Annotated in this window: 27 protein-coding genes; 14 read left to right on the top strand and 13 right to left on the bottom strand. The window is 69.7% G+C overall.

All coding sequences use genetic code 11. The features are described from left to right. The first annotated feature begins 288 nt into the window (after positions 1–288). Positions 289–771, top strand: coding sequence for a DUF6326 family protein (locus ABTX24_RS10135; RefSeq protein ID WP_350839294.1), 483 nt, complete (start codon positions 289–291; stop codon positions 769–771). 41 nt (positions 772–812) lie between these two features. Beyond that, complete coding sequence (locus tag ABTX24_RS10130) at positions 813–1,634, top strand: arylamine N-acetyltransferase family protein (protein ID WP_350839292.1); 822 nt, start codon at positions 813–815, stop codon at positions 1,632–1,634. Here the strand turns inward: ABTX24_RS10130 and ABTX24_RS10125 are convergent. The 3 genes from ABTX24_RS10125 to ABTX24_RS10115 are packed head-to-tail and all read right to left on the bottom strand — an operon-like array spanning position 1,624 to position 4,191. Further along, the gene (locus tag ABTX24_RS10125; protein ID WP_350839290.1) at positions 1,624–2,463 is read right to left on the bottom strand and encodes an alpha/beta hydrolase; all 840 of its coding nucleotides are present in this window, start codon (positions 2,461–2,463) and stop codon (positions 1,624–1,626) included. The two genes, ABTX24_RS10130 and ABTX24_RS10125, sit on opposite strands and share 11 nt — an antisense overlap. Next, on the bottom strand, positions 2,456–3,319 hold the full coding sequence (locus ABTX24_RS10120; RefSeq protein ID WP_160023130.1) for an alpha/beta fold hydrolase: 864 nt from the start codon (positions 3,317–3,319) through the stop codon (positions 2,456–2,458). The genes ABTX24_RS10125 and ABTX24_RS10120 overlap by 8 nt, the downstream gene beginning before the upstream one ends. A gap of 8 nt (positions 3,320–3,327) precedes the next feature. Then, complete coding sequence (locus ABTX24_RS10115; RefSeq protein WP_160023132.1) at positions 3,328–4,191, bottom strand: alpha/beta fold hydrolase; 864 nt, start codon at positions 4,189–4,191, stop codon at positions 3,328–3,330. Between the two features lie 215 nt (positions 4,192–4,406). Here ABTX24_RS10115 and ABTX24_RS10110 point away from each other — a divergent pair, with 215 nt between their 5' ends. Beyond that, the gene (locus ABTX24_RS10110; protein WP_350839288.1) at positions 4,407–5,342 is read left to right on the top strand and encodes a helix-turn-helix domain-containing protein; all 936 of its coding nucleotides are present in this window, start codon (positions 4,407–4,409) and stop codon (positions 5,340–5,342) included. Here ABTX24_RS10110 and ABTX24_RS10105 read toward each other — a convergent pair. Next, positions 5,339–5,761 (bottom strand): hypothetical protein, encoded by a 423-nt coding sequence (locus ABTX24_RS10105; RefSeq protein WP_160023136.1) that lies wholly within the window; start codon positions 5,759–5,761, stop codon positions 5,339–5,341. The two genes, ABTX24_RS10110 and ABTX24_RS10105, sit on opposite strands and share 4 nt — an antisense overlap. After that, positions 5,748–6,119 (bottom strand): hypothetical protein, encoded by a 372-nt coding sequence (locus tag ABTX24_RS10100; RefSeq protein ID WP_141804792.1) that lies wholly within the window; start codon positions 6,117–6,119, stop codon positions 5,748–5,750. The genes ABTX24_RS10105 and ABTX24_RS10100 overlap by 14 nt, the downstream gene beginning before the upstream one ends. A gap of 251 nt (positions 6,120–6,370) precedes the next feature. Between ABTX24_RS10100 and acnA the strand changes: the two genes are divergently transcribed. Next, entirely contained in the window at positions 6,371–9,061 is a 2,691-nt protein-coding gene (gene acnA, locus ABTX24_RS10095) for an aconitate hydratase AcnA (protein ID WP_350839286.1), read from the top strand. Positions 9,062–9,212: 151 nt separating this feature from the next. Here the strand turns inward: acnA and ABTX24_RS10090 are convergent, their stop codons facing one another. Both ABTX24_RS10090 and ABTX24_RS10085 read right to left on the bottom strand, forming a co-directional pair. Beyond that, complete coding sequence (locus ABTX24_RS10090) at positions 9,213–9,899, bottom strand: hypothetical protein (protein ID WP_350839284.1); 687 nt, start codon at positions 9,897–9,899, stop codon at positions 9,213–9,215. After that, positions 9,896–10,123: a hypothetical protein gene (locus tag ABTX24_RS10085; protein WP_350839282.1), complete on the bottom strand. Its 228-nt coding sequence runs from the start codon at positions 10,121–10,123 to the stop codon at positions 9,896–9,898. The genes ABTX24_RS10090 and ABTX24_RS10085 overlap by 4 nt, the downstream gene beginning before the upstream one ends. A gap of 87 nt (positions 10,124–10,210) precedes the next feature. On the opposite strand from ABTX24_RS10085, the gene ABTX24_RS10080 reads away from it, so the two are divergent. Beyond that, a complete protein-coding gene (locus ABTX24_RS10080) occupies positions 10,211–10,516 on the top strand; it encodes a thiamine-binding protein (protein WP_160023144.1) in 306 nt (101 codons plus the stop codon). Positions 10,517–10,522: 6 nt separating this feature from the next. On the opposite strand, the gene ABTX24_RS10075 is transcribed toward ABTX24_RS10080, so the two are convergent. Both ABTX24_RS10075 and ABTX24_RS10070 read right to left on the bottom strand, forming a co-directional pair. Further along, positions 10,523–11,014 (bottom strand): (2Fe-2S)-binding protein, encoded by a 492-nt coding sequence (locus ABTX24_RS10075; protein WP_160023146.1) that lies wholly within the window; start codon positions 11,012–11,014, stop codon positions 10,523–10,525. A gap of 8 nt (positions 11,015–11,022) precedes the next feature. Next, positions 11,023–13,344 carry a molybdopterin cofactor-binding domain-containing protein gene (locus ABTX24_RS10070; RefSeq protein ID WP_350839280.1) on the bottom strand — a complete coding sequence of 774 codons (2,322 nt, stop codon included), beginning with the start codon at positions 13,342–13,344 and terminating at the stop codon, positions 11,023–11,025. A 224-nt stretch (positions 13,345–13,568) separates the two neighbouring features. On the opposite strand from ABTX24_RS10070, the gene ABTX24_RS10065 reads away from it, so the two are divergent. Next, positions 13,569–14,804 (top strand): PucR family transcriptional regulator, encoded by a 1,236-nt coding sequence (locus tag ABTX24_RS10065; protein ID WP_350839278.1) that lies wholly within the window; start codon positions 13,569–13,571, stop codon positions 14,802–14,804. Here ABTX24_RS10065 and ABTX24_RS10060 read toward each other — a convergent pair. Genes ABTX24_RS10060 through ABTX24_RS10050 form a run of 3 tightly spaced genes read right to left on the bottom strand, consistent with a single transcriptional unit; the run spans position 14,801 to position 16,502 of the window. Next, positions 14,801–15,010 (bottom strand): hypothetical protein, encoded by a 210-nt coding sequence (locus ABTX24_RS10060; protein ID WP_160023152.1) that lies wholly within the window; start codon positions 15,008–15,010, stop codon positions 14,801–14,803. The genes ABTX24_RS10065 and ABTX24_RS10060 overlap by 4 nt on opposite strands. A 47-nt stretch (positions 15,011–15,057) precedes the next feature. Then, positions 15,058–15,747 carry a phosphonatase-like hydrolase gene (locus ABTX24_RS10055; protein ID WP_350839277.1) on the bottom strand — a complete coding sequence of 230 codons (690 nt, stop codon included), beginning with the start codon at positions 15,745–15,747 and terminating at the stop codon, positions 15,058–15,060. Then, entirely contained in the window at positions 15,744–16,502 is a 759-nt protein-coding gene (locus tag ABTX24_RS10050) for a GntR family transcriptional regulator (RefSeq protein WP_350839275.1), read from the bottom strand. The genes ABTX24_RS10055 and ABTX24_RS10050 overlap by 4 nt, the downstream gene beginning before the upstream one ends. A gap of 168 nt (positions 16,503–16,670) precedes the next feature. Between ABTX24_RS10050 and ABTX24_RS10045 the strand changes: the two genes are divergently transcribed. The 8 genes from ABTX24_RS10045 to ABTX24_RS10010 all read left to right on the top strand — a co-directional run bounded on the left by ABTX24_RS10045 (position 16,671) and on the right by ABTX24_RS10010 (position 24,220). Continuing rightward, positions 16,671–17,828: a TIGR03364 family FAD-dependent oxidoreductase gene (locus ABTX24_RS10045; protein WP_350839273.1), complete on the top strand. Its 1,158-nt coding sequence runs from the start codon at positions 16,671–16,673 to the stop codon at positions 17,826–17,828. 18 nt (positions 17,829–17,846) lie between these two features. Continuing rightward, positions 17,847–18,788 carry a phosphate/phosphite/phosphonate ABC transporter substrate-binding protein gene (locus ABTX24_RS10040; RefSeq protein WP_350839271.1) on the top strand — a complete coding sequence of 314 codons (942 nt, stop codon included), beginning with the start codon at positions 17,847–17,849 and terminating at the stop codon, positions 18,786–18,788. Further along, positions 18,788–19,603, top strand: a complete 816-nt coding sequence (locus tag ABTX24_RS10035; RefSeq protein ID WP_350839270.1) for a phosphonate ABC transporter ATP-binding protein — start codon at positions 18,788–18,790, stop codon at positions 19,601–19,603. Before ABTX24_RS10040 ends, ABTX24_RS10035 begins: the two co-directional genes overlap by 1 nt. Then, positions 19,600–20,475, top strand: a complete 876-nt coding sequence (gene phnE, locus ABTX24_RS10030; RefSeq protein WP_350839268.1) for a phosphonate ABC transporter, permease protein PhnE — start codon at positions 19,600–19,602, stop codon at positions 20,473–20,475. The genes ABTX24_RS10035 and phnE overlap by 4 nt, the downstream gene beginning before the upstream one ends. Further along, positions 20,475–21,476, top strand: a complete 1,002-nt coding sequence (locus tag ABTX24_RS10025; protein WP_350839266.1) for a zinc-binding dehydrogenase — start codon at positions 20,475–20,477, stop codon at positions 21,474–21,476. Before phnE ends, ABTX24_RS10025 begins: the two co-directional genes overlap by 1 nt. Positions 21,477–21,487: 11 nt before the next feature. Beyond that, positions 21,488–21,940 (top strand): NUDIX domain-containing protein, encoded by a 453-nt coding sequence (locus ABTX24_RS10020; protein WP_350839264.1) that lies wholly within the window; start codon positions 21,488–21,490, stop codon positions 21,938–21,940. 11 nt (positions 21,941–21,951) lie between these two features. Next, positions 21,952–23,850, top strand: coding sequence for a 1-deoxy-D-xylulose-5-phosphate synthase (gene dxs / locus ABTX24_RS10015; RefSeq protein ID WP_350839262.1), 1,899 nt, complete (start codon positions 21,952–21,954; stop codon positions 23,848–23,850). 148 nt (positions 23,851–23,998) lie between these two features. Further along, the gene (locus ABTX24_RS10010; RefSeq protein ID WP_160023170.1) at positions 23,999–24,220 is read left to right on the top strand and encodes a hypothetical protein; all 222 of its coding nucleotides are present in this window, start codon (positions 23,999–24,001) and stop codon (positions 24,218–24,220) included. 89 nt (positions 24,221–24,309) lie between these two features. Here ABTX24_RS10010 and ABTX24_RS10005 read toward each other — a convergent pair whose 3' ends face one another. Next, on the bottom strand, positions 24,310–26,403 hold the full coding sequence (locus ABTX24_RS10005; protein WP_350839260.1) for a 3-hydroxyacyl-CoA dehydrogenase NAD-binding domain-containing protein: 2,094 nt from the start codon (positions 26,401–26,403) through the stop codon (positions 24,310–24,312). Position 26,404: the final 1 nt, after the last annotated feature.

Raw genomic sequence — 26,404 nt, 5'->3', positions numbered from 1 at the left:
ACGTCTGGAGTCGTAGGCGCACATCGGGATCTCGACGCCTCACCCGACCAGGGCGACCTTCCGGGGGCGGCCGCGTCGCCAGAGCAGTCCGCGGTTCGCGCCAGCTGGAGCGCCGGAAACTGACCACGGCTCCAGCCTTGGAGATCAACGCGCCTCGGCGTACCCGCCGAAAGAACGAGAGCGAGTTCATCCCATCGGCCAGGTGAACTCCGGCCTCCGGGCCGAGGCGCCCGCCGCCGGGCTCGGCGATCGTGGACGTACCGATCCTCACCACGACAAGGAGCCCTGATGAGAGCACATCGACCCACCATCTCGACGCTGGATGAGCAGCCGATGCCGGTGAGAGCCAAGCTCGCCGCAACATGGACGAGCTTCGTGTTCCTCTACGCCTACGTGGACATCCTCAACTTCTTCACGCCCGGCGTCGTCGAAGACATCCTCGACGGCAGGGTCTTCGAGTTCGATCTCTCCCAGACCTTCTCGACCGCGGCGCTGACCCTCGTGTCCATCCCGATCCTCATGGTCGTGCTGTCGATGACGCTGCCCGCCCGCGCGAACCGCATCACGAACCTCGTCGTGGCCTCGGTGTACGTGCCCGTCACCGTCTTCAACATCGTGGGCGCGTCCTGGTTCTACTTCTACGGCCTCGGCATCGTGCTGGAGCTGTCCCTTCTCGCCCTCATCGTGCGGTACGCCTGGACCTGGCCTCGCACCGAGCGGTCGACGACGAGCCAGGACCGTGAATCCGGTCGAACCCGACAGCTCAGCTGATATCGGTTGCGCGTCTCGACTATCGGCGTTGAGATGCTCCCGTGAGCGATGACCTGTGGGGGACCGACCGGCTCGACCTGACGGCGTACCTGGAGCGGATCGGGGTGCCCGAGCCACCCGGCCCGTCGCGGGAGGCGCTGGAGGAGATCTACGACGCCCACCTGCGTACCTTCACCTTCGACAACATCGACGTGCTGCTCGACCAGCATCCCGGGGTCGACCTGCCCGACGTGCAGGGGAAGTTCGTGGGCCGGGGGAGGGGTGGCTACTGCTTCGAGCACGGCACGCTGTTCGCGGCGGTGCTGGACCGGCTGGGCTTCGCCGTTGAGCGGCGGCTGGCGCGGGTGGGCGCCGACCCGACCGCGGCCGGACGTACGCATCTGGTGGTCGTCGTCGATCTCGACGGCGAGCGGCTGCTGGCCGATCCCGGGTTCGGGCTGAGCGTCTGGCGCCCGATCCCGATGGTCGACGGCGCGGTCGACGAGGTCCGGGGCATCAGCCACCGGGTGCGGTGGGGCGAGCATGGCTGGGCGCTGGAGCGCGCCAAGGACGACGGCTGGGAGCTCATGCACACCCATGACGAGGCTTTGGTCGTGCCCAGCGACGTCGCGCTCGGCCACCACTACACCAGCACCCACCCGACGGTGCACTTCCGTCACCGGATGATCGCCACCAAGCTCCTCGAGGACCGACACATCAGCCTCACCCACAACACCGTCACCATCCGCCGCCACGGCGAGGAGACCGAGCACCGCGAGATCGGGCTCGACGAGGTGATGGCCTACCTCGAGGAGCTCGCGGTCCCGCTCACCGACGACGAGCGGGACCGCCTGCGCGAGAGGCTGGCCGGCCTCAGCTCGTGACGGCGCCCGTCACCGGCGACGCGTTCCGAAGGGCCCAGTCCAGGGCGTGGTCGGCCACCTCCTCCCACCCTGGAGCGGCACAGATCCAGTGATCGCGGCCCGGGAACTCGTGGTAGTCGGTGAGCGCGGGCGACTTGGCGTAGTGCTTGGCGTTCGACCTGTTCACCGACGGCGGCATGATGTGGTCCTTCTCCCCGGCGATGAACAGCAGCGGTGCCCGGTCGGCGCCGTAGTCGACCCAGGTGTCCTGGTGGCCCGGCTTGAAGTTGGCGAACAGGCCGTACTCCCACACCCAGTTTCCGGGAGCGGCGATCGCGTAGCGCTCCCAGGCCGCGAGCGACTCCTCCTCGGTGAGCGTGTTGGTGAAGGCGTAGTGGAACTCCTCGGGTGTGAACGCGACCGCCTTGTGCCGGTTGGCGGGGTTCTTCAGGGCCGGGAACAGCGAGCGGGCCTGCGAGATCGGGTTGACCCGTACGCCCTCGGTGGGTGCCGAGTCCACGACGACCCCGGCGGCGCCGAGCCCGCGTGCGAGCAGCAGCTGCGTCAGGGTTCCGCCGAAGGAGTGACCCATGATGATCGGCGGCGCGGAGAGCGACTCGATGACCTTCGCGAGGTGGTCGACCGTTTCGGTCACGGTCAGGTTCGCGATGATGTCGGGGTTCTCGCGCAGGGCCTCGACCTCGATCTCGAAGCCGGGGTAGGTGGGGGCGACCACGGTGAGGCCCTTGGCCTCGTAGTGCGCCACCCACCCCTCCCAGCTGCGTGGAGTCATCCACAGTCCGTGGACGAGGACGACGGTGTCGGGGGCGGTGTTCGGGCGGTCAGGCATGGTGTGCTCCTTGTCTGTCGAGCGATGTCGGTGATGAGTCGAGGAACCGGAGCAGGTCGGCGCTGAGCTGCTCCTTGTGGGTGTCGGTGATGCCGTGCGGGGCGCCGGGGTAGACGACCAGCTCGGCGCCGTCGACCAGCTCGGCCGACCGGGCGCCACCCACGGCGAGTGGCACGACCTGGTCGTCGTCGCCGTGGATGACCAGGGTCGGTACGTCGAGCCCCGTCAGGTCGGCGCGGAAGTCGGTCGCCGAGAACGCCGCGATGCACTCGTAGGCGTTCCGCGCGCCCGCCTGAAGCCCCTGGAGCCAGAACGAGTCGCGTACGCCCTGGGAGACGGTCGCGCCCGCGCGGTTGTTGCCGAAGAACGGGCCGTCGGCGAGGTCCCGGTAGAGCTGGGAGCGGTCGGCCCGCGAGCCGGCGCGCAGCGCGTCGAAGCCATCCGCCGGCAGGCCCTCGGGATTGTCGGGCGTACGGAGCATGAACGGTGGCACGGCCGAGACCAGAACGAGCTGGCGTACCCGGGCGGACCCGTGCCGGGCCAGGTAGCGGACCACCTCGCCGCCTCCGGTGGAGAAGCCGACCAAGGTCACCTCGCGCAGATCGAGGGTCGAGATCAGGCAGTCCAGGTCGTCGGCGTAGGTGTCCATGTCGTTGCCCTCCCACGTCTGGGTCGAGCGGCCATGGCCGCGCCGGTCGTGGGCGATCGCCCGGTAGCCGTGCTCGGCCAGGAACAGCTGCTGCGACTCCCAGCTGTCGGCGTTGAGCGGCCAGCCGTGCGACAGCACGACGGGCCTGCCGCTGCCCCAGTCGCGGTAGTGGATCTCGGTGCCGTCGTCGGTGATGATCGCGTTCATCACGGTGCTCATGGCCGGCCGGACCGGCTGGTGGCGTAGGCGGCCTGGAGGATCATCTCGGTCGTGGCCCGAGGGTGGCTCATCATCGCGACGTGCGAGCTGTCCACGGTGCGGGTGCGAGCGCCGGCGCGCTCGGCCATCGCCGCCTGGGCGAGCGGCGGGATGAGGTGGTCGTCGCCGGCGATGAGGTACCAGGACGGCACCGTCCGCCAGGCGGGCTCGGCCGACGGTGTGACCAGCGCTCCGAAGGTCGCGGGCCGCTGCCCGGCCGCCATCGCCACGGTCTGCGCGCGCGGCAGGTCATGGGCGAAGATCGAGCGGAACGCCGCGGGGTCGACGTAGACGTCTCCGTCGCCTTCAGGGGCGCCCGGGTAGGGACGTACGACGATGTGCTCGAGCAGGTCGGAGTGCCCGCCGCCGAGCTCGTTGGCCGCGGCGACGTTCTCGCCCTCGTCCAAGGCGTACGCCGCGATGTAGACGAGCGCCTTGACGTCCGGGTCGCCGGTGGCGGCGTTGGTGATCACGGCGCCGCCGTAGGAGTGGCCGACCAGGACGATCGGTCCCGAGATGGTGGAGAGGAACGTCTCCAGGTAGGCGGTGTCGGAGGTCAGCCCGCGCAGCGGGTTGGGCGGCGCCACCACGGGGTATCCCTTCGCGGCCAGGCTGGCCGCGACGTCGTTCCAGCCCGACGCGTCGGCGAAGGCGCCGTGGACGAGGACGACGGTCGGCTTGGCCGCCGATGTTCCCGCCGGGAGAGCCGTGCCGGCCACCGAGGGCTGGGTCGCGCCGGTCAGGAGAGCAGTCAGCAGGACGAGGATCGGTGCCAGCACCGCTGCACGGGCCGGCCTGGGTGAGAAGTGAGGTCGTGACATCGGATGCTCCTTGGGTCGGATGCGTTGCGTCGACACCACCCGATCGGTGCCTGACCTCGATCGTGGCGCCGGCGGCCGCCCTACGCGCCGGTCGCGGCCACGGAGGGCGCGTAGGGGCATGCGCTGTGCACCCAGGGACGCGGATTCCGGGATATCGTCGTCACGTCGGGCACCTCGGGCTCCCGTCAGCCCGTCCCCACCTCCGGAAGGCTGTCATGCTCGTCTTCGACAGTGCCTCAGTGCCGGTGCGCGAGCGACGCTCGGCGATCACCGAGACCATCACCAGAGCCGCGTCCGCGACGTTCATGACTCCCGACCGCGCCGGCGAACGTCTCCACATGGCCATGGACGTGTGGGACGTCGGCGGGGTGACCGTCTTCGACACCCGCTGCTCGGCCCACACGCTGCGTCGTTCACGACGTAGCCCGGCCCCCGAGGAGGACGCGGTGCTCGTGACGTGCGGTCTGGAGGGGCGCGGCATGCATCAGCATCTCGGTCACGACATCTCGGTCGCGCCCGCTGGTATCTGGGCCACGCTCGTCACCGAGCCCTATCTCCATCATGTGACCGACACCCGTACGTTGACGGTCAAGGTCCCGCTGCGTCTGCTCGGTATGCCCGAGGGCATGGTCGCGCCCGCCCTCAGGCTCATCGGCACCAGTCCGCTGGCGCCGCTGTTCTGGCACCATCTCGCCGGTGTACGCCGCGTGGCGGACGATCTCAACGCCGCCGCCGCGACCTCCTTGGGGACATCGACGGTCGCTCTCACGCGGGCCCTGCTGGCCAGCGCGGTCGGAGACGAGCTGGATCGTGAGGAGCACGAGGACGCGTTGTTGATGAGCGTGAAGGCGTACGTCTCCCAGCATCTGGGGGAGGCCGACCTCGATGCCTCGCGCATCGCGGCGGACCACCACGTCTCCGTCCGGCAGCTCTACAAGGTGTGCGCGCGTTCCGGCGTGCACCTCGAGCAGTGGATCATCCGTCAACGGCTCAACAGGGCGCACGAAGAGCTCGCCCGCGCCTCCATCACAGGTGTCTCGGTCGCCGGCGTCGCGTATCGCTGGGGTTTCAAGAGCCTCTCCCACTTCGGGCGACGGTTCCGGGCCACGTACGGGATGTCGCCCAGCGAATGGCTCGAGATGAGCCGTTAGACGTCGCGGACGATCTGCATAGCCATCGTGGGGTCGTCGGAGAGATCGGTGATCAGCTGCCGGCGGTCCAGGACGGCCTCGTCCAGGTGCGGGCCGAGCGTGCCGAGCAGCTCGCCGGTGGTGGTGGCCGGCATCGCGTTGAGCACGCGCGGCGTACGGCGCCCGGAGTAGGGCACCACGCGCGCCAGCGCACCGGCCACCGACCGGGTCGCCTCCGCGAACGGTGCGGTGATCGGGTCGGTGATGGGGCTGAGCCAGTCGGCGGCGCGCTCGGCCTCGGCGAGCGAGGTGCGCGCCTTCAGGTCCGCGAGGCGTACGTCCTCCAGGGCCTGCTCCAGACGTCGCTGCTCCAGGAGGGCGAGAGCGACGACGACGCCGGTGCCGAGCACGCCGAGCAGGGCGAGGCTAGCGACCAGCATGGACCTTGACCTCCGCCACGACGCCCTCGTCGGCGAGCCGCTCGCGCAACGACTCGGCGGCCTGGTCGTAGACCATCTTGGAGAGCAGCGCCGGCCGCACCTTGTGCAGCATCGTCGCCGCCTTGGTCTGGGCGGAGGCCAGCTCGAGCGGGTTGAGGATGCGGATGCTCAGCAGCCGGTCCTCGGGCGGAAGCTCGGCGTAGGCGGTGCGCGGGGCCGAGATGTCGGCCTGCTCCAACCGCCACAGCAGACCGATGGTCTCGGCACGCAGCGCCTTGTTGGCGCGCCGCAGGCGCCATGCGACAGCGGCGGCGGCCACGGCGATCACCAGCGCCACGACGGCGATCAGGGTGCTCAAGGCTCTCCTCAGTTCATCGGGGTCGGGCCAATCATGGAGCATCCGAGGATCGCTGTCAGCGGCGGTGGTCACAACACGGCGCGCCGTGGTGATTCGAAATGTCGTTCGACATCATGTATCTTGATATCAAGAGATCGACGGCACGTCCGTCGTAAAAGGTTAGGTGAGCCTTTGTTTTCCCGGCCCGGGTGGCCGGGGCAGGATGGGCCTCAAAGACTTGAATTCGTACGTCTGTAGACGCGAGCAAGGAGATGAACGCGTTGGCCAGCAAGGACAGCTTCGGTGCCAAGAGCACCCTGGACGTGGACGGTAAGTCCTACGAGATCTTCCGCCTGGATGCGGTCAAGGGTGAGGGCCTCGACGTCGCGTCGCTGCCCTTCTCGCTGAAGGTGCTGCTGGAGAACCTCCTGCGCACCGAGGACGGCGCGAACATCACCGCCGAGGACATCAAGGCGCTGGCGGGCTGGGACGAGACCGCCGAGCCCGACAAGGAGATCCAGTACACGCCGGCGCGCGTGATCATGCAGGACTTCACCGGCGTGCCCTGCATCGTCGACCTGGCCACCCTGCGCGAGGCTGCGGCCGAGCTCGGTGGCGACCCGACCAAGATCAACCCGCTCTCGCCCGCCGAGATGGTCATCGACCACTCCGTGATCGCCGAGGTCTTCGGCACCCCGGAGGCCTTCGAGCGCAACGTCGAGATCGAGTACGAGCGCAACCGCGAGCGCTACCAGTTCCTGCGCTGGGGCCAGACCGCGTTCGAGGACTTCAAGGTCGTCCCGCCGGGCACCGGCATCGTCCACCAGGTCAACATCGAGCACCTGGCCCGCACCGTCTTCACCCGTGAGGTCGACGGCGAGCTGCAGGCCTACCCCGACACCTGCGTCGGCACCGACTCCCACACCACCATGGTCAACGGGCTGGGCGTCCTCGGCTTCGGCGTCGGCGGCATCGAGGCCGAGGCCGCGCTGCTCGGCCAGCCGGTCTCCATGCTGATCCCGCGCGTGGTCGGCTTCAAGCTCAACGGCGACCTGCCCGAGGGCTCGACCGCCACCGACCTGGTGCTCACCATCACCGAGATGCTGCGCAAGCACGGTGTGGTCGGCAAGTTCGTCGAGTTCTACGGCGACGGCGTCACCGCGCTGCCGCTGGCCAACCGCGCCACCATCGGCAACATGAGCCCGGAGTTCGGCTCCACCATCGCGATCTTCCCGGTCGACGAGGAGACCATCAACTACCTCAAGCTCACCGGCCGCTCCGAGGAGCAGCTGGCGCTGGTGGAGAAGTACGCCAAGGAGCAGGGCCTCTGGCACGACCCGGCCGCCGAGCCGCGCTTCTCGGAGAAGCTCGAGCTCGACCTCTCCACGGTCGTCCCCTCGATCGCCGGCCCGAAGCGCCCGCAGGACCGCGTCTCGCTCACCGACGCCAAGACCTCCTTCGAGGGTCACCTGCCGACGTACACCTCCAAGGCGACCGACGCGAAGATCCCGGTCACCCTGGCCGACGGTCAGCAGTTCGAGCTGGAGAACGGCGCGGTCACGATCGCCTCGATCACCTCCTGCACCAACACCTCCAACCCGTCGGTCATGATCGGCGCGGCGCTGCTGGCCAAGAAGGCCGTCGAGAAGGGCCTGACCCGCAAGCCGTGGGTCAAGACCACCCTCGCGCCGGGCTCGAAGGTCGTCACCGACTACTACGACAAGTCGGGCCTCACGCCCTACCTGGAGAAGGTCGGCTTCAACCTGGTCGGCTACGGCTGCGTGACCTGCATCGGCAACTCGGGCCCGATCATCCCCGAGGTCTCCGCCGCGGTGAACGAGCACGACCTCGCCGTCGTCTCGGTCCTCTCCGGCAACCGCAACTTCGAGGGTCGCATCAACCCCGACGTGAAGATGAACTACCTCGCGTCGCCGCCGCTGGTCATCGCCTACGCCCTGGCCGGCAACATGAACCTGAACCTGTTCGAGGACCCGCTGGGTCAGGACCAGGACGGCAACGACGTCTTCCTCAGGGACATCTGGCCGACCCCGGCCGAGGTCGAGGAGACCATCGCCACCGCGATCTCCTCGGACATGTTCACCAAGGACTACTCCGACGTCTTCGCGGGCGACGAGCGCTGGCAGAACCTGCCGACCCCGACCGGTGACACCTTCACCTGGGACGAGGAGTCGACCTACGTCCGCAAGGCTCCCTACTTCGAGGGCATGGCGAAGACCCCGGCGCCGGTCACCGACATCGAGGGCGCGCGCGTGCTGCTGAAGCTGGGCGACTCGGTCACCACCGACCACATCAGCCCCGCGGGCAACATCAAGAAGGACTCGCCGGCCGGCAAGTACCTCATCGAGCACGGTGTCGAGCAGCGTGACTTCAACTCCTACGGCTCGCGCCGAGGCAACCACGAGATCATGATCCGCGGCACCTTCGCCAACATCCGGATCAAGAACCAGGTCGCCCCGGGCACCGAGGGTGGTTACACCCGCGACTTCACCCAGCCCGACGCTCCGGTCAGCTTCATCTATGACGCGGCGCAGAACTACGCCGCGGCCGGCACCCCGCTGGTCGTCCTCGGTGGCAAGGAGTACGGCTCCGGCTCGTCTCGCGACTGGGCCGCCAAGGGCACCTCGCTGCTGGGCGTCAAGGCGGTCATCACCGAGTCGTTCGAGCGCATCCACCGCTCCAACCTCATCGGCATGGGCGTCATCCCGCTGCAGTTCCCCGCGGGCCAGAACGCCGACAGCCTCGGCCTGACCGGTGAGGAGACCTTCTCGATCTCCGGCATCACCGCGCTCAACGAGGGTGTCACCCCGAAGACGGTCAAGGTCACCACCGACACGGGCGTCGAGTTCGACGCGGTCGTCCGCATCGACACCCCCGGTGAGGCCAACTACTACCGCAACGGCGGCATCCTGCAGTACGTCCTGCGCAGCCTGGTCAACGCCTGAGTCTGACCTGACGAACGGCCCGTCGCCCCGAGTGGGTGGCGGGCCGTTCCCCATCCTGCCGAGCGGTCAGCCAGGTCGGCCGAAGCGTCGCGTACGCCGGTCGAGATGGCAGCGGTGTGCCAACTCGGCCGACGCGGGTGACGTCTCGGCCTCAGGTCAGTGAGGCGATCCTGGCGCGGCTGTCCTCATGGAGCGCCGCGAGAAGGGCGTCGGCGGCCTCGCCGTGCTCGGTAGTGGCGGCAGCGATCTCCGCGACGGTCTCGTCGGAGAGCCCGGCGAGGATCGGGTCGACCACGGCGGGCTCGTCGATGAAGAGCGCGAGCTGGAGGATCTCGGCGCCGGAGGCGCCGTCGACGACCTCGAGCGACGTCTCGGGGCGTACGACGCCGGTGAACCTGGCCAGGGTGAGCAGATGTCCCGCCGCGAGCAGCCGGCGGCCGACCTCGACGACGAGAGCGCTGTCGAGCTTGGCGATGATGCCCTCGACCCGGCTCGGGTCGAGGTGGACGGAGAGCTCGGCGAGGAACTCCGGCTTCAGGTGGCCGGCGAGCTTGGCGGCATCGGCCGGGTCCATCACCGCCGCGACCCGGGCGCTGAGCATGGGACCCATCGCGATCTCGGTGATCTTGGCGGTGACGGCTGCGGGGAGCTTCTTGCTGACCGCGGCCAGCCCCTTCACCCGGGACTCGTGACGGCTGAACATCGCGTGCGAGACGATCCCGCGCAGGTCGCGGAGGTCATCAGGAGAAGTAGTCGCGAGGAAGGCGAGCTCGGACTCGTCCACGTGCATCTCGTGGGCGAGCTTGGTGATCTCCAGGGAGCTGGTCAGGGCGGTCATCGGCCACCTCCGAGCATCTTCTGCACGACCCCGCGCAGCATCTTCGGCACCAGCTTGAGCGCCTCGTCGAGGGAGGCGTCGAACGCCTTGTCCTCCGCGGTCATCGCGCCCTGGACCAGATCGTTGAACCGGCCCAGCTGCTGGTCGTCGTACGCCTCCAGCGGCGCGAGCCGCGTGGCCGGCACGCCCAGCGTGGCAGCGAGCCGTTCGAGTCCCTCACTCATCGCCTTCCTTCCCGCCGGCGGTGCGCCTTCGGCCCCCGGCGGCGCCACTATATGCAGGGCGCCGAAACGTTTGGATAGTGTTTCGACATGCTCGTCGCCTTCTCGATCGCCCCCACGACCACCGACGACCCCGATGGTTCGGTGGCCGCGTCTGTCGCGGAGGCGATCCGCATCGTCCGCGAGTCCGGACTGCCCAACGAGACCAACGCGATGTTCACCAACCTGGAAGGTGAGTGGGACGAGGTCATGGGTGTCATCAAGCAGTGCGTCGACGCGGTCGCCGCCGTCTCCCCGCGGGTCGGGCTGGTGCTCAAGGCCGACATCCGGCCCGGCTACACCGGCCAGCTCACCGCGAAGGTCGAGCGGATCGAGCAGGAGCTCTCCGAAGACTGACCGGGGCTAGAGACCCCGGGCCATCGCGTCCTGACCGGTCTTGATGGCCTCCCGGATCCGGGAGTAGGTCCCGCAGCGGCAGACGTTGCGGATCGTGTCGAGGTCGGCCTCGGTGATGGCTCGGCCCTCCTTGCGGACCTTGTTGACGAGGGCGACCGCGGTCATGATCTGGCCGGGCTGGCAGTAGCCGCACTGGGCGACGTCGTGCTCGAGCCAGGCCTCCTGCATCGGGTGCAGGCCGTCGCCCGGCGCGGTGTCCGCGAGGCCCTCGATGGTCGTGATCTCGTCGTCGGCGCCGATGTCGGCGACGCGCACCGAGCACGGGTTGAACGCCTTGCCGTTGATGTGCGACGTACAGGCCTTGCAGACGTTGATGCCGCAGCCGTACTTCGGGCCGGTGACGCCGAGGATGTCGCGCAGCACCCACAGGATGCGTACGTCGTCCTCGACGTCGACGGTGACGGTCTCGCCGTTGAGCTGGAAGGTGTGAGAAGGCATCGAAGACCTCAGAACGTGTAGGCGAGGCCGTCGGTCGGCGACTCGGGAACGGACGGGATGAAGGACTTGGGCTCGAAGTGGAGCGGCTCGTGGAAGTTGATCGGGAACTCGGTCGGCATCTTCCCGGTGGCCCGGGCGTAGGCGCAGGCGACGGCGGCCATCGAGGCGGCCACACCGGCCTCGCCGACCCCGCCCGGCTGGCTGCCGTGCGACTCCATGACCTCGCACTCGAACTCGAACGGCACGTTCCACTGACGGGTGTAGGCCGAGTTGTCCCAGCTGGCCTCGAGGAATTGACCGTCGATCAGGTGGTTGCTGTAGGTCAGTGCCTGGCACATCCCGTCGGAGAAGCCACCCATCATCTGGGCCTTGACCCCGGCGGGGTTGATCACCAGGCCGACGTCGGCGACCACGACGGCCTTGGTGACCCGCGGTCCGGTGACCGCGTCGCGCACCTCGCGGTTGACCGTCTCGGGGCGGCAGTCGATCTCGACGAGGACGGCGGTCGCGCCCTTGTACTCCTTGTGGACGGCGATGCCCTGCGCCGTGCCGGCCGGCATCGATCGGCCCCAGTCGCCGATCTCGGCGGCCCGGTCGAGCACCCGCTTGACGGTGTCGCTCTTGAGGTACCTGCGCCGGAAGGCGACCGGGTCCTGCTTCAGCTTCTTGGCGAGCTGGTCGACCATCAGCTCGCTGGCCGTGGCGACGTCGGGGGAGTAGATGTTGCGCACCGAGCTGGTGTTGAACCGGTCGACGGCCGGCTTCGGCTCGTTGAGCAGCTGGGTGACGACCCCGAAGTTGTAGGGCAGCTCGGTGGCGAGCATGAAGATCGTCTCTGAGAAGCTCAGGTTCGACAGGCCGGTCGGCAGCGCCGCCACCTCGGCGGTCAGTCGCTCGCCGAGCCCATGGGTGAAGTCACAGGCCACGCTGGCGTGGCGCTGCTCGAAGGTGAGGATGCTGCCGGCCAGCACGGTCGCCCGGACCTGGGAGACGGCCATCGGGTGCACCCGACCCTGGCGCGGCTCGTCGGCGCGGTGCCACATCAGCTTGACCGGCGCGCCGAACGCCTTCGACGCGTGGGCGGCTTCGAGCGCGGCATCGAAGAACAGCTTGCGCCCGAAGGAGCCGCCGCCCTGGACGACGTTCACCGTCACATCGGTCGGCAGCAGGTCGAGAGCTGCGGCGATCTTCTCCTGGGCTGTGATCGGCGACTTCAGGCCTCCCCAGATGGTGGCCTTGCCGTCGCGTACGTCGGCGACCGCGCAGTTGGGCTCGAGGGCCGAGCCGCTGCGGAAGTGGAAGGTGAACTCGCCGTCGACCGAGGTCGCCCCGATCTTCGGCACCGCCAGCGGGATCTGCCCGGCCTTGAGCTCTGCCTTGATGTGCTTGGCCGACATCGTGGTCACGGTGCCCGAGTTCCAGGTGACGTCCAGCGCACGTACGGCGTCGATGCACTGACCGAAGGTCTTGGCCCGGACCGCGACGCCGGTGGGGATGGTCGCGACATGGGTGACGCCGGGCATCTTCTCGACGTCGGCCTTGTTGTTGATCGAGTCCGGGGTGCCGTTGAGCTCGGGGGCGCGGCAGACCATCGTGGGCAGCGCGTCGGGGACGTCGAGGTCCATCGCGAACTTCTTCTTGCCGGTGACGGCGTCGCGCGCGTCGACGCGGCGATGGGGCTTGCCGACGACGGTGTGCTCGGAGGTCTCCTTCAGCTCGACCTCGACCTTCTCGGTCGTCGGCTGGGCCGCCTTGGCGGCCGCCTCGCCGTACGTCACCGAGGAGCCACCCGGGGCGCTGATCACGCCGCCCTTGGCGATCAGCTGGGCCGCGGTGGTCCCGAGCAGGATCGCGCCCGCCTCGAGAAGCGCCTTGCGGGCGATGGCGGCGGCCACGCGCACCGGGGTGTAGACGGAGATGATCGTGTTGGACCCGCCGGTGAGCTGGTTGAAGAGCAGCTCGGGCCGCGCCGGCGCGAGCGTGACGTGCACGTGGTCGACCGGGAGCTCCAGCTCCTCGGCGATCAGCATGGCGACGGCCGTGGTGATGCCCTGGCCCACCTCCATCCGCGGGAGTGCGAAGTGGGCGTGCCCCTTCTCGTCGACCTCGATCGCGATCAGGTTCGAGGTCGGCATCGCGCAGTGGGTCAGGAAGTCGTTGAGGTCATAGATCTCGGGGACCTGTGGAACCGATGGGATCGGTGCGGCGTGGGCAGCCGGCGGAGCCAGGCCCAGGTCAGCGGCTGCGATCAGCGTCGTGCCGCCGATGACGTATCCGACGAACGATCGTCTGGAGACCCGAGCAGGGCCCTCCGGGTTGTGCGTCCCCATGTGTAATCACTCCTGGCGTGGGCAGGGTCCGAGTTTTGTGACCCCCGACACATAGCACCATTCACCAGCCAGATCTCGGTTGGGAAGGGCGCGTCGGGAAATGTGTGAGGGCGCGACAACGCGGATGGAGACAGATCACAAACGAGTTGGAGCGTGACCGTCGCCACACTCGTACGTTGATCTGGTTGACGCCGCAACCGCCAGCGAAACACCGAGGGAGCGCGATGAGCATGGAGCCGATCAAACGCATCGTCGCGGGCATCAGGGAGGACCTCCCGCACACCGTGGAGCTGTTCCTGAAGCACAACTGGGACCAGGTCCCGGCCTACGCCGTCAGCCCCGATCCCGAGCTGCGCAAGGAGGTCGGCGACCACGCCGAGGCGGTCTTCCTGGCGGTGCTCACCACGCTGGAGGAGGGCCGCCCGGCCGTACGCGAGGACTTCCGGTTCACCGTGGACCAGGCGACCCGTCGGGTGCGTCAGGGGGTCGCGCTCGCCGACTTCCTGCAGGCGTTCCGCATCGGCCAGGTGGCGCTGTGGGAGCGCATCGTCGAGATCGCTGCCGCCGACCCGGAGACCAGCCGCGCGGCGCTCCCGGTGGCCTCGCACGTGATGCAGGTGATCGAGGTCGGCAGCACGGTTGCGGCCGAGGCCTACCTCGCCGCCCACCAGGTCGAGCTCGCCGAGGGCGACCGGATCCGCCGGGACCTGGTCGAGGATCTGCTCGCCGGGCGCGGGGTCCGGCCGGGCCCGATGCTCGAGGTCGCCCGCCGGTGCGGGCTCGAACCGGACGACCGGATCATCGTCCTGGTCGCGGTGCCGGTGCGGCCGCTACGCCCGGGACGGAGCCTGCGGGAGGCGCTGCGGCACGTGCGCACCGAGCTGGGCCCGGCGCGGGAGGGGGTCACGGTGATTCGTCAGGAGCAGCTCGTCGGCATCCTGCCCGTCGCCACCGACGACGTCCGGACGATCGTGCCCGACCTGAGACGGATCTACCGCCAGCTCGCCCGGGAGGGGTTCGAGCTGGCCGTTGGCGCCAGCACCGTGCACACCGGCCTGGGTGCGGCGCCGGCCGCGTACGCAGAGGCCGCGATCGCTCGCGACGTCCTCGGTGCGGATCCGGGTGTCGTCGCCCTTCCGATGATCTCGACGATCGACTACCTGGTGCTGCGCGAGGACCCGACCGCCCGCCGGCTGGTGCGCCCGGCGCTGCGCCAGTTCGTCGAGGAGGACCTCGCGCGCGACTGCGTGATGATCGAGACCATGCTGGCGTACGTCGCCTGCGACCTCAACGCCAAGCTGGCGGCCGAGCGTCTGCACGTCCATGTCAACACCGCCTACCACCGTCTCGAGCGGATCGCCGAGCGCACCGGCTGCGATCTGCGCCGGTTCGCAGACGTCGAGGAGCTGATCTTCGCGATCCGGCTCCTCACCGAGCCTCGCGGCGTGGCGAGGGCCTAGGCGGCGGTCGGCTTGCGACCGTAGAACCAGTAGACCGCCGCGCCGAGCAGGTTGGTGCTGCCCCACAGTCGCCACAGCGTCCGCGGCCCGCGGATCTCGTCGTCGGAGCGGGTCTGCAGGTCGCGAAGGATCACCGGGGCGACTGCCGCCTGGGCCACGAGCGCGCTGGTGGTCAGGATCGTCTTCTGCTTCTTGGTCAGTGCCATGGAGCCAGTCTTTGCCTTGGCTTGTGTCCAGTCAAGGAAGGTAGGTCTCACAGGAGTGTCGGCAGGTCGGCCGTCGAGGCGAGGAGGTGGGTGTGCGGCTCGGCGGCGAGCCGGTCGTGGGTGAAGGAGCCGGTGGCGACGCCGACGACCAAGCCGGCCCCGGCGTTGGTGCCGGCGCCGAGGTCGTTGGGGGTGTCGCCGGCGACCAGCACGCGGCGTACGTCCCAGATGCCGGTGGCCTCCATGCAGTGGAAGACGAGATAGGGGGCGGGGCGGCTGGCGGCAACGAGGTCGGAGGTGATGAGGGCGTCGACGGTCGAGTCGGCGCCGGGACCGACGGTCCAGCCGAGGCCGTCGAGGATGGCGGCGGCGATCTCGGTGGAGTAGCCGGTCTGCAGCGCGACCTTGACACCTCGCGAGCGCAGCGTCGCGAACATCTCGGGCACGCCCGGGAACGGCTGCGGCGGGGTCTCCCGGTAGACGGTGACGAGGCGCTCGCCGAAGCCGTCGAAGATCTTGTCGACCTGGGCGGTGGTCGGGTCCTGACCGAGCCCGCGCAGAAGCCCCTGGATCGCCTCCCACTTCGAGGTGCCCTTCCACCGCAGCAGCAGGTCGTGGGGGACCGGCTCGCCGGCGGCGTCGGCGACGGTCGACTCGAGCACGTCGTAGACCAGTCCGCCCTCGTCGACGGTAGTGCCGGCCATGTCGAGGGCGGCGAGCTGGAAGGCGGTGGTCACGAGATCTCCTTGAGGATGCGTACGTCGGTGCGGATCCCCGCCGCGGACGGGCGGGTGTTGTCGATGGTGAACGTGACCCGGTCGGGCCGGTAGCGGTCGTCGGCGTACTCCAGCGGGGTGCCGTCGGTGGCGGTCGCCCGGCGGCGTTCGCGCAGGAGCGGGCTGCCCACCGCGATGTCGAGCAGGTCGGCGTCGGTCTCGTCGGCCGCGACCGCGTCCATGGTGTGGCGCGCGGCGTGCAGGTCGACGCCTGCGGCCGTCAGGTATCCGTAGAGCGAGCCGGTGTCGGGGTCGAAGTCGAAGAGCAGCCGCCCGACACGCTCGACGAAGGTGCTGCGCTCGAGCATCGCGGGATGACCGTCGAGAAGGCGGAGCCGGAGCACGTCGACCACCGGGTCGCCCTCATTGATGTCGAGCGCCTCGGCGGCAGCGGCGGTGGCGCCGCGCCGGGCGACCTCGATGGTGCGCTGCCCGGCGGTGTGGCCGATCTGCTGCACCCACGCGCTGAACGAGAGAAGCTGCTCGAAGGGCTGCCCGAGCGCGGTGTCGCGCACGGTCGGAGGTCGTCCTTGGCCGCCGCTGAGCAGGCCCTCGCGGCGCAGGCTTGCCAGGGCCGTACGGATGGTGCCCCGGGAGGCGCCGAACTGCTCGCACAGCTGCGCCTCGGAGGGGATCGGCGCGCCGGTCGGCAGCTCGCCGGCGATGATCCGGGCGCGGATGGCCTCGGCGACCTGGACGTGCAGCGGGCTCCTCATGGGCAGCAGGTTACAACTTGATCAGACAAGTGTGATGAAGCGCTTCGTGAACGCCCGGATAACGCTCAGAGGACCAAACGGTGCGCAGGAAAACGACTGGTTAACTTGTATGTACATGTTTGTCGGGCCTGTTGACCGGTGCTGTCGCGAGACAGAAGTGTTCGGGCCGTGCCAACTCATACGACCACCCCCGACGGTGCCGCCGACCTTGTCGTCGTCGGTGCCGGGATCGTCGGCCTCGCGCATGCCGTCGAAGGGCTCGCGCGCGGCCTGAAGGTCCACGTCATCGAGCGCGACGAGCGCGCCGTCGGCGCCTCGATCCGCAACTTCGGGCACATCTGCGCCACCGCCCAGTCGGGCCAGGCGCTGGCCTACGCCCTCGCGGCCCGTGAGCACTGGCTCACCCTCGCCGCCAAGGCGGGCTTCGGTCTCCGGGAGACGGGCACGGTCGTCGTCGCGCGGACCGAGGCCGAGATGGCCGTGCTCGAGGAGTTCGCGGGCAACCGTGGCACCGAGCAGGCCCGCCTGCTGGACGCCGACGCCACCCGCGAGCTGTTCCCGCCGGCCACCGGAGAGGTTCTCGGCGGCGCACACCTGCCGCTCGACCTGAGGGTGGACCCGCGCGAGGCGCTGCCGACGATCGCCGCATGGCTGGAGTCCGAGGGCGTCCGGTTCAGCTGGGCGACCCACGTCGGTGCCATCGACCCGGTCGCCGATGGGATCGACGTCCGCACCAGCCGCGGAACCATCCGTTCCGCCCGGGTCGTCCACGCCGCCGGCCATGACATCGACCGGCTCTTCCCGCAGGTCGCCGAGGAGGCAGCCGTACGCCGCTGCCGGCTGCAGATGCTCGAGGTCGCGCCTCCGGGCGATGTCGAGATCGGGCCGGCGGTGCTGACCGGACTCTCGATGCTGCGCTACGGCGGGTTCGCCGAGACCGCGGCGGCCACCGGCGTACGCAATGAGCTCGCGGCCACCGCTCCCGAGCTCCTCGACGTCGTCATGAACCTCATGCTCACCCAGCGTCCCGGGAGCGGCGGCCGACCCGGGTCGATCGTCCTGGGCGACACCCACCACTACGACCGCACCCACCTGCCCTTCGACGACGAGCACGTCGCCGAGCTGGTGCTGCGGGAAGGGGCGCGGCTGCTCGGGGCTCCGCTCAGCGTCCGACGTCGCTGGCGAGGGGTCTACGCGGACTCCCCGCGGACCGACTTCCTCGACACCGAGCCGTTCCCGGGCCTCCGGGTCGTCTCGGTGACGTCGGGCATCGGCATGACCACCGCACTGGGCCTCGCGCCCACCGTCCTCGATCAGCTGTTCTGACCACAGGAGAAACCGAACATGTCCCCCCTGCGCTCCCTCACCGCCCTCGCCGGCGCCGCCACCCTGACTCTCGCCCTGGCCGCCTGCGGCAGCGAGGCGACGACCGACAAGGCCGCCGCGGGCGGCGAGGTCGGTCCCGACCAGATCTGCCCCGACGGCACCCTGACGATGGGCGTCGAGCCCTTCGAGGACCCCAAGAACCTGATCCCCGTCTACGAGACCCTGGGCAAGGCCCTCGGCGAGGAGCTCGGCTGCGACGTCGAGGTCCAGATCTCCGACACGTACGTCGCCGAGATCCTGGCCATGCAGAACGGCAAGCTCGACATCGGCCAGTTCGGGCCGCTGGGCTACGTCTTCGCCCAGAAGCAGGCCGGCGCCACGCCGCTGGCCTCCTTCGCGGGCGAGGACGGCCAGGTCTCCTCCTACACCGGCGGCATCTGGGTTCCGAAGGACTCGCCGATCCAGTCCGTGGAGGACCTGGCGGGCAAGACCCTGGCGCTGTCCGAGTCCGGCTCCACCTCCGGTGACGCGGTGCCGCGCAAGGCGCTCATCGACGCCGGGATCGAGAAGGACGTCAAGGCCGAGTACGCCGGCGGCCACACCGAGGCGCTGCTGGCCCTGGTCAACGGCAAGGTCGACGCCGCCGAGATCAACAGCCAGACCCTGGCCTCGGCGACGGCCGAGGGCCAGTTCGACGAGTCCGCCTTCCGCCAGATCTGGATGTCCGAGCCGATCCTGAACGACCCGATCGCGGCGGGCCCGAACATGACTCCCGAGGTGTCCAAGGCCGTCCAGGAGGCGCTGCTGAACCTGCCTGCCGACTCGGTCGCTGAGATCGGCGAGTACCTCGACTTCACCCCGCCCGCCGGCAAGCCGGCGCTGGTGGCGGTCACCGACGAGGACTACCAGCCGGTGACCGAGCTCGCCGAGGCCCTCGACCTGACCACGGACGACCTCTGATGGGCGCTGATCACCTTCCCGGGGCGGCCATGCTGCGTATCGACGGCCTGAGGAAGGCGTTCGGGGAGAAGACGGTCCTGGACGGCCTGGCCTTCGAGGTCGCCTCCGGGGAGGTGGTCAGCCTCCTCGGAGCCAACGGCTCCGGCAAGTCCACCTCGCTGCGCTGCGTGGTCGGTCTGGAGCGTCCCGACGGTGGCACGATCACGGTCGACGGCGTCAGAGCCAAGCCCGGCGAGGCGGTGCCGACGGTGGCGATGGTCTTCCAGAAGATCCATTTGGTGCCCAGTCGCAGCGTGCTCGACAACGTCTGCGCGGGTGCGCTCGGGCGGCTCGGCCTGAGCCGGTCCTGGTCGGTGCTGGCCTTCCCGCGCGAGGTGCAGGCGGAGGCGATGGCCTGCCTGGACCGGGTCGGTCTCGCCGACCGGGCCCGGGAGAAGGCGGGTCGCCTCTCCGGCGGCCAGCAGCAGCGGGTCGCGGTGGCCCGCGCGCTGTGCCAGCGCGCCAAGGTGCTGCTCGCCGACGAGCCGGTCTCGGCGCTCGACCCGGCCGCCTCCGAGCAGGTGATGAACCTGCTCCGTTCGCTGGCCGACGACGACGGTCTCGCGGTGGCAGCGGTCCTCCACCAGCCTGACCTGGCGCGCCGCTTCTCCGACCGGATCCTCGGGCTGGCCGGTGGCCGGCTCGTCTTCGACAGCAGCAGCGCCGAGGTCACCGACGAGACCGTCGCGGGTCTTTACCGGCCCGCCCTGGAAGCGCTGGAGGCCGCCGAGGCGGCCCAGGTCGCTGCGGGCGCCGAGATGAGGGAGTTCGCATGAGCAGTCTGACCAAGGCCCCGGAACCACGTCTCGATATCCCACCCCGGTTCCGGCCCTCCGGCATCGCCGTCGGGGCGGCCATCACGGTCGCCCTGGTCCTCGTGCACTGGTACGCCGCGGTGCAGACCAACACCTCGCCCAAGGAGCTGCTCGAGGGCTGGCGGGGACTGTGGAACTTCCTGTTCGGGGTCGACCGCACCTACCCGAACGGCAAGACCATCCATCACGACGGTGCCTTCCCGCTCGATCTGCGCTGGTCGGAGACCATCCGGCCCGGCCTGGAGTACTGCCTGCTCACCATCTGGATCGGCCTGCTCGGCACGACCCTGTCGATACCGGTGGCGCTGCTGTTCGCGGTCATCTCCTCGCGTACGACCAACCGGTTCGTCCCGCTGTGGCTCCTGGGTCGCGCGGTGATGTCGGTGCTGCGGGCCATCCCGGAGACGGTCTATGCGCTGATGTTCATCGCCGCGGTCGGCTTCGGCGCGTTCCCGGGGGTGATCGCGCTGGCGATCCACAACGTCGCGGTCATGGGCAAGCTCTGGTCCGAGGCCATGGACGAGGTGGACCAGGGACCCGTCGAGGCGCTCCGGGTGGCCGGAGCCTCGCCCGCGCAGTCGGCCGCGCACGCCGTGCTGCCCGCGGTGATGCCGTCCCTGCTCGGCCTGCTGCTCTACCGCTTCGACACCAACGTACGCAGTTCGGTCATCCTCGGCACGGTCGGTGCCGGCGGCATCGGGTTCTTCATCAAGACCGAGGTGGACAGCTTCCACTTCGACACGATGATGACGTACGTCTGCATGGTGATCGTCCTGATCATCGTCATCGACCTGTTCAGCGCCTGGCTGCGCCGGAAGGTCGGCGCGCTCTGATGGCACGGCCCGTGGCGCGGCTCGCGGTGTGGCGCGGTGGCGCCGAGGTGACGCTGGAGACCGTCGACCTGCCGGAGCCGGGGCCGGGGGAGACGCTGGTCGAGATCGACCTCGCGACGGTGTGCGGCTCCGACCACCACACGGTCTCCGGTCGGCGTCCCGGAGCCTGCCCGAGCGTGCTCGGGCACGAGGGCGTCGGCCGGATCATGGGCACGGGCCGGCGCGTGGTCTGGGGCGTCACCGTCTCGTGCGGAACCTGCGACCGCTGCAGCCGGGGGCTCACCGCGAAGTGCCGCTCCGTGCGCAAGCTCGGCCATGAGCCGTACGAGCCGGCCTGGCCGCTGTCAGGCACCTACGCGACCCACGTGCTGCTGCCCGACGGCACCGCCGTCGTGCCCGTCCCCGACACCCTGGCCGACGAGGTCGCCGCGCCCGCCGGGTGCGCGACTGCCACCGTGATGGCGGCCCTGGAGCGGGCCGGCTCGCTGCGCGGCAAGCGGGTGCTGGTGGTCGGCGCGGGGATGCTCGGGCTCACCGCGGTGGCCGCCGCGGCCGACGCCGGGGCGGCCGAGGTCGTGGTGAGCGACGTCGACCCCGCTCGGCTGGAGCTGGCCGTCGGCTTCGGCGCGACGTCGACGCTCTCCGCGGGGCAGGCGCTGGCGCCGGTCGATGTCGCCATGGACTTCTCCGGCGCCGCCTCGGCGGTCGAGGCGGCGCTCGGGGCCCTCGACATCGGTGGCTCCCTCGTCCTGGTGGGCTCGGTCACCCCGGGGCGCGCGGTCTCGGTCGACCCGGAGGCGATCGTGCGCGGTTGGCGGTCGGTCAGTGGCGTACACAACTACGAGCCGCGGCACCTGGAGCAGGCGATCGCCTTCCTCGCCGCGTCGAAGCGACTGTGGGCGGAGCTGGTGGAGGAGCCCGTCGGGCTCGGCCGCGTCGGGGACGTACTGAAGAGCGAGCTGGGCAGGCCGCGGGCCTCGGTGCGTCCACGCAGCAACTAGGCTCGCGGATCATGACCGAGTTCGCCGCTGTGATCCTTGTCGACCGTCGTGGCTGGGTGCTGCTCCAGGAGCGTGACGAACGCCCCGTGATCGCGCCGGAGAAGTGGGCCTTCTGCGGCGGCCACCTGGAGCCGGGAGAGGACCCGCTGGCCGGCGCAGTGCGCGAGCTCGAGGAGGAGACCGAGGTGCGGCTCGCTCCCGAGGACCTCGAGCTGGTCGCCGTCCAGGAGCTCCGCCAACCCGAGACCGGCACCGACGACAAGATCCACCTGTACGCCGCGGCCGTCGATCTCGCCGACGCCGACATCGTGTGCCACGAGGGCCGTCAGATCGTCTTCGTCGACCCGGCGAAGGCGCCTGACCTGGACCTCAGCGACTCTGCTCGGATCGGGCTGACACCCTTCCTCGGATCGCCGCAGCATGCGGCCCTATCCGGGTCGGCGGCCCTCAGGGCCGCGCCGTAGAATCCTCTCCTATGGGTCTCCTCGAACGCATCGCCGCGCCGCAGGATCTTCGTGATCTCTCCGATGACCAGCTGGAGCTCCTCGCGAGCGAGATCCGGGACCTGATGATCCGGACGGTGGCCACCAACACCGGCCACCTGGGGCCGAACCTCGGCGTGGTCGAGCTGACCCTGGCCATGCACCGGGTCTTCGACAGCCCGCGCGACAAGATCGTCTTCGACACCGGACACCAGTCGTACGTCCACAAGCTCGTCACCGGCCGGGCCGGCGACTTCGGCACGCTGCGCCGCGAGGGCGGGATGAGCGGCTACCCGAGCCAGGCCGAGTCCGACCACGACGTGGTCGAGAACTCGCACGCCTCCACCGCGCTCTCCTACGCCGACGGCCTGGCCAAGGCCTACACGATCCGCGGCGAGGACCGCCACGTGGTCGCGGTGATCGGCGACGGCGCGCTGACCGGCGGGATGGCCTGGGAGGCGCTCAACAACATCGCGATCCAGCACGACTCCAAGCTGGTCATCGTGGTCAACGACAACGGCCGCTCCTACACCCCGACCATCGGTGGCCTGGCCACGGCGCTGACGGCGCTGCGTACGAACCCGCGCTACGAGCTGGTCCTCGACATGGTCAAGCGCCGCCTCAACGCGGTGCCCGGGATCGGCGCCATGGCCTACGACGCGCTGCACGCGGTGAAGAAGGGACTCAAGGACGCGGTCGCGCCCCAGGGCCTCTTCGAGGACCTCGGTCTGAAGTACGTCGGCCCCGTCGACGGCCACGACCGGCACGCCGTCGAGCAGGCGCTGACCTCGGCCAAGCGGTTCGGGGGTCCGGTGATCGTGCACGCGATCACCCGCAAGGGCTACGGCTACGACCCGGCCGAGCGCCACGAGGCCGACCAGTTCCACTCGCCGGGTCCCTTCGACGTCCAGACCGGCGCCGAGAAGCCCAAGGGCCGGATCTGGACCGACCACTTCTCCGACGCGATGGTGCGGCTGGGAGACAGCCGCCAGGACATCGTCGCGATCACCGCGGCGATGATGCACCCGGTCGGCCTCGACGCGTTCCAGGCCAGGTTCCCCGAGCGCACCTTCGACGTCGGCATCGCCGAGCAGCACGCCGCCACCTCGGCCGCCGGCCTGGCGTTGGGTGGCCTGCACCCGGTCTTCGCGGTCTACGCGACCTTCCTCAACCGTGCCTTCGACCAGGTGCTGATGGACTGCGCCCTGCACCGGGCCGGGGTGACGTTCGTCCTCGACCGCTCCGGCGTGACCGGCGACGACGGCGCCTCCCACAACGGCATGTGGGACATGTCGCTCCTCCAGGTCGTCCCCGGGCTCCGCCTGGCCGCGCCGCGCGACATCGCGCGCCTCAACGAGCTCCTCGACGAGGCGGTCGAGGTCGACGACGCGCCCACCGTCGTACGCTTCCCGAAGGGCCCGCCGCCCGAGGACATCCCCACGATCGCCAAGCTCGGTGAGGCCGACGTGCTCGTGCGCAACGGCACCAAGGACGTCCTGGTCGTCGGCGTCGGCTCCATGGCCGAGGTCGCCGTGGGCGTCGCCGAGCGGCTCACCGCCCAGGGCATCGGCGTCACCGTCGTCGACCCGCGCTGGGTCAAGCCGATCGACCCGGCCCTCATCGAGGCGGCCGCCGACCACAGCCTGGTCGTCACCATCGAGGACAACGGCGTCGCCGGCGGTGTGGGCTCGTCCTTCCTGCAGGCGCTGACCGCCGCCGACGTACGCACCCCGGTGAAGATCCACGGCATCCCGCAGGAGTTCCTCGACCACGCCAAGCGGCCCAAGATCCTGGAGAGCATCGGCCTGACCCCCCAGGCGGTCGCGCTCGACACCATCGAGCGCCTGGGCGCTCTGACCCCGAGCCCGCTGCCCCGGGACGTCAGCCTCTGACGCCCGGAAGCGCCGAATTTTCACCCTACGGGGTTGGTCTCTCTGGTCGAGCCCCTGGCGAAGATCGATCGTTCTGGGCTTAGAGTGGGGTCCGTCGGGGGCGACGAGGGCCCTCGGTAACGTCACCACACAGCACTCGGGGGATTCAATGCTCTATGACGACCTCGTGGCCGAGTTCCGTTGGTCACCTGAGCAGATGTCGGCGCCGTTCGATCTCAGAGCGGCGGACGAACAGATCCGCAAGAGGATCGAGGGCCGGCGCGGATCGGCGCAGGCCTCGGGTCGCCAGCAGCGACCCCGCGCGCGGCAGAACATGGGCACGCCGGAGTCGGCGGTCGGAGGCGGCAAGGTGGCCACCGACAAGGCCTGAGTCCCTGCTGAGGTGCGTCCGGGACCGCCCCGGCCCAGCATGGGACCGCCCCCGACCGATCAGATCGGTCGGGGGCGGACTTGGTTCGGTCAGTGGAACTTCTTGCCGGTGACCTTCTCGGAGATGCCCTCACGGTCGAGCAGCTGGGTGATGCCGCCGTTCCAGAACTGGAAGCCGGCACCGGTGATCATCGCCAGGTCGATGTCCTCGGCGGCCTGGGCGACGCCCTCCTCGAGCATCCGGCCGATCTCGTCGGCGATGGCCTCCAGCGACTGCTGGCGGGCCTCCTCGGCGGTCTTGACCACGTCGCCGGAGACGAGCAGTGCCTCGACCTCGGGGTCGAGGGTGCGCCCGTCGGGACCGAAGAAGGAGCTCTTCTTGGCCTCGACGACCCGGTGGAGGTTCTCGGAGAGGTAGAACCGGTCCGGGAAGGCCTTCGCGAGCGTCTCGTTGTTGTGGTACGCGATCGCCGGACCGACCAGGCCGATCAGCGCGAACGGGCCCATCGGCGCGACACCGGCGAAGGCGGACTCGACGACGTCGACCGGGGTGCCCTCGTCGGCGACCTTGGAGACCTCGCCCATGAAGCGGCCCAGGAGCCGGTTCACGATGAAGGACGGGCTGTCCTTGACCAGGATCGAGGTCTTCTTCAGCGACTTCGAGACGGAGAACGCCGTGGCCAGGGCCGCGTCCGACGTCTTCTCGCCGCGGATGATCTCGAGCAGCGGCATCACCGCGACCGGGTTGAAGAAGTGGAAGCCCACGACCCGCTCGGGGTTCTTCAGGTCGGCCGCCATCTCCGTGATCGAGAGGCTCGAGGTGTTCGTGGCGAAGACCGCGGTCTCCGGCGCGACGGCCTCGGCGTTGGCGAAGACGGTCTTCTTGACGCCCATCTCCTCGAAGACGGCCTCGATGATGAAGTCGGCGTCGGAGAAGGCCTCCGCGTAGTCGATCGACGACGTCACGAGCGCCTTGAGGCGGTTGGTCGCGTCCTGCGAGGCGCGGCCCTTGGCGAGCTTCTTGTCGAGCTCGGCGTGGACGTACGCCACACCCTTGTCGGCGCGCTCCTGGTCCAGGTCGACCATGACGACCGGCACCTTGAGACGCTGGACGAAGAGCAGCGCGAACTGCGAGGCCATCAGACCGGCACCGATGATGCCGACCTTGGTGACCTTCTGGGCCAGCGCCTTGTCAGGGGCACCGGCCGGACGCTTGGCGCGCTTCTGCACCAGGTCGAAGGAGTAGAGCGAGGCGAGCAGCTGCGGGGTCTTCGACATCGCCACGAGCGCGTCGTCCTCGGCCGCGAAGCCCTCGTCGCGGGTCGCGGTCTTGGCCAGGGTGAGCAGCTCGACGGCCTTCTTGGCGGCCGGGGAGGCGTCGCCGGTCTTGGCCCAGGCGAAGAAGCCGGCGTTCTTGGCGGCCTCGTCCCAGGCTGCGCCGCGGTCGATCTCCTCACGGGAGACCTCGACGGTCCCGGAGAGGACGCCGTCGGCCCACAGCAGCGACTGCTCGAGGTAGTCGGCGCCGCCGAAGATCGCGTCCGCGATGCCGAGCTCGTAGGCCTCAGTGCCCTTGAGCACCTTGCCGTTGTTGAGCGGGTTCTCGATGAAGACCTTGGCGGCCTTCGCTGGACCGATCAGGTTCGGCAGCAGGTAGCCACCGCCCCAGCCCGGGATCAGGCCGAGCATGACCTCGGGCAGGCCGACGGCCGGCACCGAGTCCTGGATGGTGCGGTAGTCGGCGTGCAGCGCGACCTCGAGGCCGCCACCGAGCGCGAGCCCGTTGATGAAGCCGAACGACGGCTTCTTCGTCGTGCCGTCGCCGTCGCCCAGCTTGCGGAAGACCGCGTGACCGAGCTCGGCGATCGTACGGATCCCGTCGGGGCCGCCGGCCTGCAGCGAGGTCAGGTCGGCACCGGCCGCGAGGATGAACGGCTTGCCGGTCACCGCGATCGCGTCGATGTCGGGGTCGGCCAGGGCCGCGTCGTACGCCGTGTTGAGCTCGACCAGCGACTTGGGCCCGAAGGTGTTCGGGCGGGTGTGGTCGTGGCCGTTGTCGAGGGTGACCAGGCCGAGGACCTTGCCGGAGGGCAGGTTGACCTTCTGCAGCTTCGCCGCGGTGACGACCTCGTCGTCGGAGTAGAGCTTCTCCACGTCGGCGAGGAGCGAGTTGATGTCCGTCATG

The sequence above is a fragment of the Nocardioides sp. NPDC127514 genome, from assembly GCF_040302125.1.
Lineage (GTDB): Bacteria > Actinomycetota > Actinomycetes > Propionibacteriales > Nocardioidaceae > Nocardioides.
The sequence above is the reverse complement of the archived record's forward strand: the minus strand, read 5'-3'. Positions and strand labels throughout refer to the sequence as shown.